Genomic DNA, 11,772 nt, shown 5'->3' on the forward strand with positions numbered 1-11,772 from the left:
TTGATAATTAGAAAGAAATAATATTAACAAATTGATTTATAAGAAAATAAGAATAATAACCCTATAAATATGTTATTTCAGTTAACGGTTTGGCCTATTGAATATACATGTATATACAACTATACATTTAACAAATATCCAAAGACCAAAAAGGAGCCAGATCGTGACCGCCCAGAACAGTAAATTTCGTAATGTCAGTATCCGGGCACCGAGAGGAGCAGAATTAACAGCTAAAAGCTGGTTAACCGAAGCTCCTCTGCGCATGTTAATGAATAACCTTGATCCGGAAGTTGCTGAAAATCCTCATGAACTGGTGGTATATGGCGGTATTGGTCGGGCTGCCAGAGACTGGGAATGTTATGACAAGATTGTTGAAACACTGAAAAAGTTGGAAGACGACGAAACGTTGTTAATCCAATCGGGTAAGCCAGTTGGGGTATTTAAAACTCATAGCAATGCTCCACGGGTACTTATTGCAAATTCAAATCTGGTACCACACTGGGCTACCTGGGAACATTTCAACGAGCTGGATGCTAAAGGGCTAGCTATGTATGGACAAATGACGGCGGGTAGCTGGATCTACATTGGCAGCCAGGGGATTGTTCAAGGTACTTATGAAACGTTTGTGGAAGCTGGCCGCCAGCATTACAACGGCAATTTACAGGGCCGTTGGGTGTTAACTGCTGGTTTAGGTGGTATGGGGGGCGCACAACCGCTGGCTGCAACATTGGCTGGAGCATGTTCGCTGAATATTGAATGTCAGCAAAGTAGGATTGATTTCCGTCTGCGTACTGGTTATGTCGATGAACAAGCTAAAGATCTGGATGACGCCCTGGCCCGGATCGAAAAATACACTCAGGAAGGTAAAGCCATCTCTATTGCACTGTGCGGTAATGCGGCTGAAATCTTGCCGGAATTAGTTCGTCGTGGTGTACGCCCGGATTTGGTCACTGACCAGACAAGTTCACACGATCCTCTCAATGGCTATCTGCCAAAAAACTGGGGTTGGGAAGAATATCGCCAACGTGCTATTTCAGCGCCGGCAGAGGTCATCAAAGCAGCAAAAGCTTCAATGGTAGAACATGTTAAAGCAATGTTGATTTTCCATAAGCAGGGCATTCCTGTTTTTGATTATGGTAACAATATTCGCCAAATGGCATACGAAGTTGGTGTAGAAAATGCTTTCGATTTTCCTGGTTTTGTTCCTGCCTATATCCGCCCGTTATTTTGCCGTGGTATCGGGCCCTTCCGCTGGGTAGCACTTTCTGGCGATCCACAGGATATCTATAAAACTGACGCCAAAGTTAAAGAATTGCTCTCCGATGATAAACACTTACATCATTGGCTAGATATGGCGAAGGAACGTATCAGCTTTCAGGGGTTACCTGCTCGTATCTGTTGGGTTGGTTTAGGGCAACGAGCCAAGCTGGGGTTAGCTTTTAACGAAATGGTACGCAGTGGCGAACTCTCTGCACCAATTGTTATTGGGCGTGACCATCTGGATTCCGGTTCTGTTGCCAGCCCGAATCGCGAGACTGAATCCATGAGTGATGGCTCTGATGCCGTTTCGGACTGGCCGTTACTAAATGCCTTACTGAATACGGCCAGCGGTGCTACCTGGGTTTCTCTGCATCATGGCGGTGGTGTCGGCATGGGTTTCTCACAACATGCCGGTATGGTGATTGTTTGTGATGGAACCGATGAAGCCGCAGAACGTATAGCACGGGTGCTGCATAACGATCCGGCCACTGGGGTTATGCGTCATGCTGATGCAGGTTATGAAATCGCCATTCATTGTGCCAAAGAGCAAGGATTAGACTTGCCGATGCTTAATACAAAATAAGGAACATTATGAAGCAGCTAACTATTTATCCAGGTAAATTGACTCTTGAGGAACTACGTCAGGTTTATCTACAACCGGTAAAAATCACTCTGGATGGCCAAATTTTTCCTGCTATTGAACACAGCGTGGAATGTGTTAATGCGATTCTTGCTGAAAATCGCACTGCCTATGGGATTAATACCGGGTTCGGGCTATTAGCCAGTACACGGATTGAAGAAGATAATTTAGAAAAACTACAGCGCTCGCTTGTCGTCTCTCATGCTGCCGGGGTCGGTGAAGCGTTGGACGATAATATGACCCGGTTGATCATGGTATTGAAAATTAACAGCCTCTCCCGTGGTTACTCAGGTATTCGTCTTGCAGTTATTCAGGCATTAATCGCTTTAGTCAATGCGGAAATTTATCCTCATATTCCCTGTAAAGGATCGGTGGGTGCTTCTGGTGATTTAGCACCGTTGGCACATATGAGCCTGTTATTACTTGGGGAAGGGCAAGCGCGTTATCAGGGCGAATGGCTGCCAGCCAAAGAAGCGCTGGCAAGGGCCAATTTACAACCCATTACATTAGCGGCTAAAGAAGGCTTGGCGTTACTCAATGGAACTCAAGTATCTACGGCTTTTGCGTTACGTGGGTTATTTGAGGCAGAAGATTTGCTGGCGACAGCGATAGTTTGTGGTTCTTTATCCGTAGAGGCGGCATTGGGTTCCCGCAAACCATTTGATGCTCGTGTACATGCGGTACGGGGGCAACAGGGGCAGATCGATGTTGCCGCATTGTATCGTTATGTATTAGAAGAGAGCAGCGAACTATCAGATTCTCATATAAATTGTTCCAAGGTACAGGACCCTTATTCATTACGTTGTCAGCCACAAGTCATGGGCGCTTGCCTGACTCAGTTGCGCCATGCTGCTGATGTTATTCTGACTGAAGCTAATGCCGTATCGGATAACCCGTTGGTGTTTGCTGAGCAGGGAGAGGTGATTTCTGGTGGTAACTTCCATGCTGAACCTGTTGCAATGGCGTCTGATAATTTGGCTTTGGTATTAGCAGAAATAGGTGCATTGTCAGAGCGACGTATTGCATTGTTGATGGATTCACATATGTCACAGCTTCCGCCTTTTCTGGTTGAGAATGGTGGTGTGAATTCAGGTTTTATGATTGCACAAGTGACGGCAGCGGCGCTTGCCAGTGAAAATAAAGCGTTGGCGCATCCGGCGAGTGTTGACAGTTTACCAACTTCGGCCAATCAGGAAGATCATGTATCAATGGCTCCGGCTGCGGGGCGTCGCTTATGGGCGATGGCAGAAAATACCCGAGGTATTCTGGCAATTGAATGGTTATCTGCCTGCCAGGGAATCGATTTCCGCAATGGCCTGAACAGCAGCCCGATTCTGGAAAAAGCGCGTGGTATTCTGCGAGCGAAAGTAGATTATTACGATCAAGATCGTTTTTTTGCGCCTGATATTGCTGCTGCTATACAGCTATTAGCCGAGCAACATCTCTCCTCGTTACTTCCTTCTGGACAGATATTACTGAGTAAAAATAACCGTTAAATAAACCGATGGCCGGCGCCTGTCCGGCCTGATTGTCACATTTATCTTTCATAAAACCCAATAATAAAAGATAAGAGGGTAAATCATGCAAGCCTCATTACAACTAGAGCGAGGACTCAACGCACGCCATATCCGGTTTATGGCGTTGGGTTCTGCGATTGGTACAGGTCTTTTTTATGGTTCTGCCGAAGCAATAAACATGGCCGGTCCGGCGGTATTGTTAGCTTATTTAGTGGGTGGTGCCGCTGTTTTTATGGTCATGCGTGCTTTGGGAGAAATGGCGGTCCACAGACCGGATGCCGGCTCTTTTGCCAGTTACGCTCATCAATATTTAGGCCCGTTACCTGGGTTTATTACCGGTTGGACTTATACTTTCGAAATGATCATCGTTTGTCTGGCCGATGTGACTGCTTTTGGTATTTATATGGGACTATGGTACCCGGAAGTGCCGCGTTGGATATGGGTACTTAGCATTATTTTCATTATTGGCGCGCTCAATCTTTGTAAAGTCAAAGTATTTGGCGAAATGGAATTCTGGTTATCGATTCTGAAAGTTGCCGCGATCAGCGCCATGATTATTGCCGGAACCGGTATTATTTTGTTTGGTTTTAGCGGTCATTTTCAGGCAACGGGAGTTCAGAATCTGTGGCAACACGGTGGGTTTATGCCGAATGGGTTGGGGGGCATTATTGAGTCTCTGGCCGTTGTGATGTTTGCTTTTGGTGGTATTGAAATCATTGGTATTACATCTAGTGAAGCTAAAAATCCAGCGAAAGTGATCCCGCAAGCAATTAACTCTATCCCGTTTCGCATTCTTCTGTTTTATGTACTCACTATTTTTGTATTAATGGCAATTTACCCTTGGAACAGCATCGGCCAAGAAGGTAGTCCATTTGTCGCAATATTTCAGGGATTAGGCATTAGTTCGGCGGCGAATATTCTGAATATTATCGTCATTACGGCGGCAATTTCGGCTATTAACAGCGATATTTTTGGTGCCGGTCGTATGATGTATGGTATGGCTGAGAAAGGATTAGCCCATAAAAAATTTATGCATTTAAGCCGTAACGGCGTGCCTTGGGTGACGATCATGGTTATGACACTAGCGTTATTGTGTGCGGTGGTCCTCAATTACTTTCTCCCTAAACAGGTATTCGTGATTATTGCTTCAATTGCGACTTTTGCCACCGTGTGGGTCTGGTTAATGATTTTGCTATCTCAATTTGCTATGCGCAGAAAAATGTCACCGGGAGAAGCCCAAAAATTACAATTCCCAGTACCGATGTGGCCTGTTGCGCCGATTCTGACCATCGTTTTTATGATATTTATTATTGCCGTTCTCAGTTACTTCCCGGCGACACGCATTGCGTTCTATGTGGGAGGCGTCTGGATCGCGTTGTTAACATCCGCTTATTATTTATGGATACGAAAAAATGCCATTATTGTGAGCGCTCAATTAGCCAAAGAAACCCGGTGTTAAATATGTAGAAACTAAACCGTCTTGTTGTTGAATAAGACGGTTTGCGCCGAAAATGAATTAAAAATTTGCAATAAAACACCTGTACTGCCTTTTTAATTGTTATTCCTTAATTCATTGCTTGCTGAACATTAGCACTTAAAATTCTATATCATTAACCTGATATAAAGCTGATTTGTCTCAATGATCGTGGCAAACTAGCAGGCTAATGAATTTGCAGGGTTGGAGGGGTTTTTGGACAAGATTTTTATCGATGAGGCAGTAGCTGAGTTATATACCATTCAGGATATGTTGCGCTGGTCCGTTAGCCGGTTTAATGCGGCGAATATTTATTACGGGCACGGTACAGACAATCCTTGGGATGAGGCACTGCAACTGGTTCTTCCATCACTGTTTTTGCCGCTGGATATCCCACAAGAGATGCTGACTGCGCGACTGATATCAACTGAACGTCATCGTATTGTCGAACGGGTATTGCGCCGTATTAATGAGCGTATTCCAGTTGCTTATTTGACTAACAGAGCTTGGTTTTGTGGTCATGAATTTTATGTTGATGAACGGGTTTTGGTTCCGCGTTCACCGATCGGTGAATTAATTAATAATGAATTTGCAGGATTGATCCCTGACCAACCCGCCAATATCCTCGACCTCTGCACGGGTAGTGGTTGTATTGCCATTGCTTGTGCATATGCTTTCCCGGAAGCGGAAATAGATGCAGTGGATATTTCCGCAGATGTGCTGGCCGTGACTGAACAGAATATTCAGAATCACAGTCTTGACCACCGGGTCATTCCAATTCGTTCTGATCTGTTCCGCGATATGCCACCGGTTAAATACGATCTTATTGTCACGAACCCGCCTTATGTCGATGCCGAGGACATGAGTGACTTGCCGGAAGAGTTTCGCCGTGAGCCTGAATTGGGTTTGGCAGCGGGTTCGGATGGTTTGAAACTGGCACGTCGTATTCTGGCAACTGCTCCAAATTTTCTCACCGAACAAGGTGTGTTGATTTGTGAGGTTGGTAACAGTATGGTGCATTTGATTGAACAATATCCTGATGTGCCTTTTACCTGGTTGGAATTTGAATATGGTGGTGATGGCGTATTTATGTTGACACGTCAACAGCTGGTTGAACATCACGAACATTTTCGTTTATTCAAAGATTGAATAATTGAATAGGCTGTAGCTGCGTAATAATGCAAAACCGGCAGAGTCAAATAAAAGAACGATTAACAGGAAGGAACTGGGATGGCGGGAAATAGTATCGGGCAATTTTTCCGGGTCACCACTTTTGGCGAATCTCACGGTTTGGCGTTGGGATGTATTGTCGATGGTGTGCCACCGGGCATTGCAATCACAGAAGCCGATTTGCAAGTTGATTTAGATAGGCGTCGTCCGGGAACTTCCCGTTATACAACGCAGCGCCGTGAGCCGGATCAGGTTCGCATTCTTTCGGGTGTATTTGAAGGGGTAACCACTGGCACCAGTATCGGTTTGCTCATTGAAAATACTGACCAGCGTTCTCAGGATTACAGCGCTATTAAAGATGTTTTTCGTCCAGGCCATGCTGATTACACTTATGAACAGAAATACGGTATCCGCGACTATCGTGGTGGTGGCCGTTCTTCTGCTCGCGAAACGGCAATGCGTGTTGCGGCAGGTGCAATAGCGAAAAAATATTTGCTGGATAAATATGATATTCGTGTCCGTGCCTGCTTGACCCAGATGGGAAATATCCATTGCCAGTTGAAAGATTGGGAACAGGTGGAACAAAACCCATTTTTCAGTCCTGATGAGACCAAACTTGAACAACTTGATGCTCTGATGCGTGAACTGAAAAAAGCGGGGGATTCTATTGGTGCGAAAGTAACGGTTGTCGCGGAAAATGTTCCGGCTGGATTAGGAGAACCGGTTTTCGACCGCCTTGATGCTGATATTGCTCATGCGCTGATGAGTATTAACGCAGTAAAAGGTGTCGAAATTGGTGATGGTTTTGGTGTTATCAATTTACGTGGTAGCGAAAACAGAGATGAAATGACGTCTCGGGGATTCACCAGTAATCATGCAGGAGGAATTCTGGGTGGCATTAGCAGCAGCCAGCCAATTGTTGCTCATATTGCGTTGAAGCCAACTTCTAGCATCATGGTGCCAGGCAAAACGATTAATCGTCAGGGTGAAGAGGTGGAAATGGTCACTCGTGGCCGCCATGATCCTTGTGTTGGTATCCGCGCCGTACCGATTGCAGAGGCTATGGTGGCTATTGTGCTGATGGATCACCTATTACGCCAGAGGGCACAGTGTGTTGATATCGAATCTAGTCTTCCTCGCTGGTGAACTTGAGAATGAAGCTAGCCTTTAAAAATCCCGGATATTGCAATGGGTAGCTTAATGTTGGCAAGCGGTTTCTGTTGATGGGATAAAATATGGACTGGTTATTGTCATCAGGGGCAGAAATTTATGGTCTGCTCTTTCTGGTTGCAATGGTGGCTGGATTTATTGACTCGATTTCTGGCGGTGGTGGTCTATTGACCATCCCGGCATTGTTATCCGTTGGTGTTTCGCCGGTGCAGGCGTTGGCGACAAATAAGTTGCAGGCAGTGGGAGGCTCTTTCTCTGCCAGCTTCTATTTTGTCCGTTATGGTGCGGTTGATCTCAAATCTCAACGCTTTGCCATATTGATGACATTACTTGGTTCAATGGTTGGTGCGATTATTGTCCAGTTTATAAAGCCAGATTTTCTCTGCCAGCTATTACCGATTCTGGTCATTATCATTGGTCTTTATTTCCTTTTGACACCAGCCATTGGCATGGAAGATCGCCATCGTCGCTTGACACCTGTGGTATTTGCCTTGTTTGTCGGGAGTGGGCTTGGTTTATATGATGGCATATTTGGCCCCGGTGTTGGCTCATTTTATGCGTTAGCTTATGTCATGTTGTGCGGTTATAACCTGGCGAAATCTACCGCGCATGCTAAGGTACTGAACTTTGCTTCTAATATAGGTTCACTAGCGCTTTTTATCCTTGGTGGTCAAGTTTTGTGGGTATTGGGCCTTGTGATGTTGGCAGGGCAGGTGATTGGTGCGCGGTTAGGCGCAAGTTTAGTTTTGACTCATGGGCAAAAATTGATCCGCCCTATGATTGTTATTATCTCTTTTTTGATGAGCATTAAGTTACTGAATGATAATCATGGTGATACGATCCGTAGTTGGCTGGCATTTTATTTCTGATTCAAGGTTTTGTTTTTAATTAATGATAACGCATAACTATCAACAACTTATTGATATTTTTAATCGCTGTTTTGGTGATGAATACAATACACGTTTAGTCAAAGGTGATAATGAACCTATTTACCTACCGGCAGATGAAGAGGTCCCTTATAACCGGATTGTATTTGCTCATGGTTTTTATGCCAGTGCATTACATGAAATTGCGCATTGGTGTATTGCGGGTAAAGAGCGCCGTCAACTAGTGGATTTTGGTTACTGGTATTGCCCGGATGGTCGTGATGCACTGACGCAAAGTGAATTTGAAAAAGTAGAAATTAAACCTCAGGCGCTTGATTGGTTGTTTTGTACTGCGGCAGGTTTTCCGTTTAATGTCAGTTGTGACAACCTTGAAGGGGATTTTGAGCCTGATAGATTAGCTTTTCAGCGTAAAGTTCATGCTCAGATCATGGACTATTTGGCGCAGGGGATCCCTGTAAGAGCGGAGTGCTTTATTCAGGAGTTGAACTCGTTCTACAATACGCCCCCATTGAAAGCGGAATATTTTCCCTATCCGGAAGATATATTCGCAGATTGAGAATACTGAATTTGAGGAAAAATAATGCTCGCTGAGTTTGAAACGCGTATTTTGGCGCAAATTGATGACATGGTAGATCATGCCAGTGATGATGAATTGTTTGCTGGTGGTTATCTCCGCGGGCATCTCACTCTAGCGGTGGCAGAATTGGAGCAGGAAGGTGCGCATACGGCTGAACAGTTACATAGTCGTGTTGAAGAAAGTATCCAAAATGCGATTAAAGCGGGAGAATTGGCGCCACCGGATCAGGTTCTTGTTCTTAATACTTGGCAGCGCCTGCTGGATAATGCTAAAGCTCAATAATTTTATTAAGGGACAGAAAACGAACTGTGCTACCAAAATTGATATGAATATCTAACGTTTGGCGGTGCAGTTCCTTAATGGCTTTTCTATTTTCACTTTACGGCCTCTCAGTAGTTTTCTGATCCAAAAACGATTTGGATGAAGCGCTGCCAGTGCTTCATTATCCAGTGGTAATGGTTCATTAAAAATCTGCCCTGCAAGGATTTCTGCACTGAGTGGTGCAGAGCATAATCCACGGGAACCTAATGCCCCGATAACAAACAGATTGGAGTAACAGGGTGCATCTGCGATGGGGTTCCCTGTATGGATTTGTTCTGGTAGATCTTGATAATCTGCCATTATTTCATTGAGATCCGGCACATTTCCCACCATTGGCATATGATCACGAATAACGCAGCGAATACCTTGACGAGATTGTTTAGCAGAAACATCAACCTGATTTACCCATTCGGCATCAGGTAAACATTTCAGCAATCGATCACGGTTCTCCTGTTGTTCTGTTTCAGAATATTCACTATCAAGCCGATGACGCTGATAACTAGCGCCGATGCAGTGATGCTGATTGGCTGGATTAGCTGGTGTCATATAACCATCGTAGCAAAGTACATTTTGCAATTGGCTCAGATCGGTTGTCGTTGGGATGTGGCTGACTTGACCACGCACGGCAGTAACTGGCAGTTTCCCGGTTTGTTCAAACTGGGGTAGATGATGACCGTTGGCAATCACCACCGTTTTATGATGTGTGTTTAATGGTTGTCCTTGATACATCAGATGCAGTTGCCAGCCATGCTGGTTGTGATTAAGCGCGGTAACTTGATGATTGAAGCGACAGAGCATGCCTTGCTGTTGTGCCAATTCAGTTGCTGCTTTAGTGAGTTCAGCCGGGCATAGCCATCCGCCCTGTGGATAGTGAATGCCGTGGTGATGAATATCCAGCCCACATTTTTCACTCAACTGGTGATAATTCATGCTGATGGCGAGTTCATTCGGCCATTCTGTTGCCAGTATTTTCTCAATTTTCTTGCTACTTTTTTCATCATAAGCAAGCTGGCTGACACCACACCATTGATGGTCGAAATCAATCCCTTGCGTTGATAACTGTTCATACTGGTGGCGGGCAAAGGTAAATGCAGAGATAAAGAATTTTTCGAGTTCATTGTTATTACCGTTAAGTAATGGATAGAGTGCTCCTTGGCGATTACCGGATGCACCTTGTGCCGGGGCTGCATCTTGACAATAAAGAGTCACCTGTGCTCCACGACGCAGTAGCGCAAGTGCGGTAAGAATACCGGCAATCCCTCCGCCGATAATGGCGATATCATCGGTGTGACTTGCTGACGGTCGGGCAAACCAAGGTGCAGGTAATGGCTGATGTTTCTGAGTTGCCAGAACCCCAGTCAGCATTTCTCTTTTGCGGCCAAATCCTTTGACTTTACTGACATTAAAACCGGCTTGTTGTAAACCACGACGGACGATACCCGCAGAAGTAAAGGTTGCAAAAGTGCCTTCTGGATGGGCAAATTGTGCCATTGCAGCAAACAACTGTTCACTCCACATTTGCGGATTTTTGGCAGGCGCAAAGCCATCTAAAAACCAGGCATCTATTTTGCCGTGAAGACTGGAATCCATTGTTGGCAACAGATCATTGACGTCACCGAACCATAAATCCAGTGTGACAGCGCCATTTGTCATAATCAATCGATGGCAGCCTGCCAGTGGTTGTGGCCATTGCTGGCAAAGTTGCTGTGAAAAAGTTTCAAACTCAGGCCAGCGTTGATGAGCGGTTTTTAAGTCATTGGTTTTCAGTGGATACTTCTCAAAACTGATGAAATGTAGACGTTTCAATGGCGCGTCAGGGTTTTTTTGTCGAAATGCATCAAATGATTGCCAGAGAGTCAGAAAATTTAATCCCGTTCCGAAGCCGGTTTCTGCGATTACACAGTTAGAACGGGAATGAGTGCTGAATCGTTGGGGGAAGTGGTTACCGTTGAGAAATACATAACGGGTTTCTTCCAGCCCATCCTGATTTGAGAAGTAAACGTCATCAAACTGTGTTGAAACCGGAGTACCTTGATCATTCCAACTTAGGGTTGCGGTACAGATAGCAGAATTTTTCACGGTAATGCCTGTAATATTACTGATAATAATGCGATTTTAGCGAGGTTGGGGTTGATGTACCACCTGACAGAAGAAAAGAGTGGAAAAGTGTTGAGCCTTGCTTGCAGCGTATACAGTTATTGGAAGAAGCAGGGGGGGCGGTTTCGCATAGTAAGTGCAATATAATTACGCTGTGAGTAAACAAGTTCGTATTCCTTTAAATAATTTATTGGGTGCTTTGCCATCCCGAATTTTTCAGGGACGATTATTTGGTCGGTTTATGAAAAAATTTATCTCTCGGTTAGAGACTTTATTAAAGCCTATTCCTTTTGGAAAGTATTGACTAATTTAGTCCATTAATATTCTCATTTATTTCTCCTTTCTTTGGGGCATAAAGATTAGAAAAAAGTAGATGTTTGTTGCTAATTTTTTGCTGTTAATGCTCACTTTTTTTAGTTTTTCCTCTTCTATTCATAACAGCCATAGCGTTTATGATACGGTTTACTGGCAATTCTGAAATGCTGCCATAAATCACCTCCATCTATTTTACCTTTATAAATCAATATATAAATGGTCTCATGATGCAAGGATATTCTTTTATACTCTTCATCTTTCAAGCTGCTACTTTGTTGGCTGCTTTCACTCACCCCAGTCACATCATTATCTATGCTCCTGGGGATTCGTTCACTTGCCGCCGC

At 44.6% G+C, this 11,772-nt stretch carries 9 protein-coding genes and 1 pseudogene; 8 read left to right on the top strand and 2 right to left on the bottom strand.

The window, feature by feature from the left end:
• Positions 1 to 163 precede the first annotated feature (163 nt).
• From hutU to KZ793_RS06770, 8 genes are all read left to right on the top strand, one after another.
• A complete protein-coding gene (gene hutU, locus KZ793_RS06735; protein WP_225814621.1) occupies positions 164 to 1,843 on the top strand; it encodes a urocanate hydratase in 1,680 nt (559 codons plus the stop codon).
• An 8-nt stretch (positions 1,844 to 1,851) separates the two neighbouring features.
• Positions 1,852 to 3,396, top strand: coding sequence for a histidine ammonia-lyase (gene hutH / locus KZ793_RS06740; RefSeq protein ID WP_225814622.1), 1,545 nt, complete (start codon positions 1,852 to 1,854; stop codon positions 3,394 to 3,396).
• An 85-nt stretch (positions 3,397 to 3,481) separates the two neighbouring features.
• On the top strand, positions 3,482 to 4,876 hold the full coding sequence (locus KZ793_RS06745; protein ID WP_225814624.1) for an amino acid permease: 1,395 nt from the start codon (positions 3,482 to 3,484) through the stop codon (positions 4,874 to 4,876).
• A gap of 231 nt (positions 4,877 to 5,107) precedes the next feature.
• On the top strand, positions 5,108 to 6,040 hold the full coding sequence (gene prmB / locus KZ793_RS06750) for a 50S ribosomal protein L3 N(5)-glutamine methyltransferase (protein ID WP_225814625.1): 933 nt from the start codon (positions 5,108 to 5,110) through the stop codon (positions 6,038 to 6,040).
• An 81-nt stretch (positions 6,041 to 6,121) separates the two neighbouring features.
• Positions 6,122 to 7,207: a chorismate synthase gene (gene aroC / locus KZ793_RS06755; RefSeq protein WP_225814627.1), complete on the top strand. Its 1,086-nt coding sequence runs from the start codon at positions 6,122 to 6,124 to the stop codon at positions 7,205 to 7,207.
• 89 nt (positions 7,208 to 7,296) lie between these two features.
• The gene (locus tag KZ793_RS06760) at positions 7,297 to 8,100 is read left to right on the top strand and encodes a sulfite exporter TauE/SafE family protein (protein WP_225814636.1); all 804 of its coding nucleotides are present in this window, start codon (positions 7,297 to 7,299) and stop codon (positions 8,098 to 8,100) included.
• 22 nt (positions 8,101 to 8,122) lie between these two features.
• Complete coding sequence (locus tag KZ793_RS06765; RefSeq protein ID WP_225814638.1) at positions 8,123 to 8,674, top strand: elongation factor P hydroxylase; 552 nt, start codon at positions 8,123 to 8,125, stop codon at positions 8,672 to 8,674.
• Positions 8,675 to 8,698: 24 nt separating this feature from the next.
• Positions 8,699 to 8,977, top strand: coding sequence for a YfcL family protein (locus KZ793_RS06770; RefSeq protein WP_118986344.1), 279 nt, complete (start codon positions 8,699 to 8,701; stop codon positions 8,975 to 8,977).
• 51 nt (positions 8,978 to 9,028) lie between these two features.
• Here the strand turns inward: KZ793_RS06770 and mnmC are convergent, their stop codons facing one another.
• Positions 9,029 to 11,095 (bottom strand): bifunctional tRNA (5-methylaminomethyl-2-thiouridine)(34)-methyltransferase MnmD/FAD-dependent 5-carboxymethylaminomethyl-2-thiouridine(34) oxidoreductase MnmC, encoded by a 2,067-nt coding sequence (gene mnmC, locus KZ793_RS06775; RefSeq protein WP_225814640.1) that lies wholly within the window; start codon positions 11,093 to 11,095, stop codon positions 9,029 to 9,031.
• A 165-nt stretch (positions 11,096 to 11,260) separates the two neighbouring features.
• A pseudogene (locus tag KZ793_RS06780) lies at positions 11,261 to 11,682 on the bottom strand (hypothetical protein); the annotation flags it as partial.
• Positions 11,683 to 11,772: the final 90 nt, after the last annotated feature.

It is taken from the genome of Photorhabdus antumapuensis, assembly GCF_020387775.1.
Taxonomy (GTDB): Bacteria; Pseudomonadota; Gammaproteobacteria; order Enterobacterales; family Enterobacteriaceae; genus Photorhabdus; species Photorhabdus antumapuensis.

Excerpts from the sequence above, each read along its gene's own strand:
- hutH (WP_225814622.1), top strand. The coding sequence starts at position 1,852 with ATGAAGCAGCTAACTATTTATCCAGGTAAATTGACTCTTGAGGAACTA.
- KZ793_RS06745 (WP_225814624.1), top strand. The coding sequence starts at position 3,482 with ATGCAAGCCTCATTACAACTAGAGCGAGGACTCAACGCACGCCATATC.
- aroC (WP_225814627.1), top strand. The coding sequence starts at position 6,122 with ATGGCGGGAAATAGTATCGGGCAATTTTTCCGGGTCACCACTTTTGGC.
- KZ793_RS06760 (WP_225814636.1), top strand. The coding sequence starts at position 7,297 with ATGGACTGGTTATTGTCATCAGGGGCAGAAATTTATGGTCTGCTCTTT.
- KZ793_RS06765 (WP_225814638.1), top strand. The coding sequence starts at position 8,123 with ATGATAACGCATAACTATCAACAACTTATTGATATTTTTAATCGCTGT.
- KZ793_RS06770 (WP_118986344.1), top strand. The coding sequence starts at position 8,699 with ATGCTCGCTGAGTTTGAAACGCGTATTTTGGCGCAAATTGATGACATG.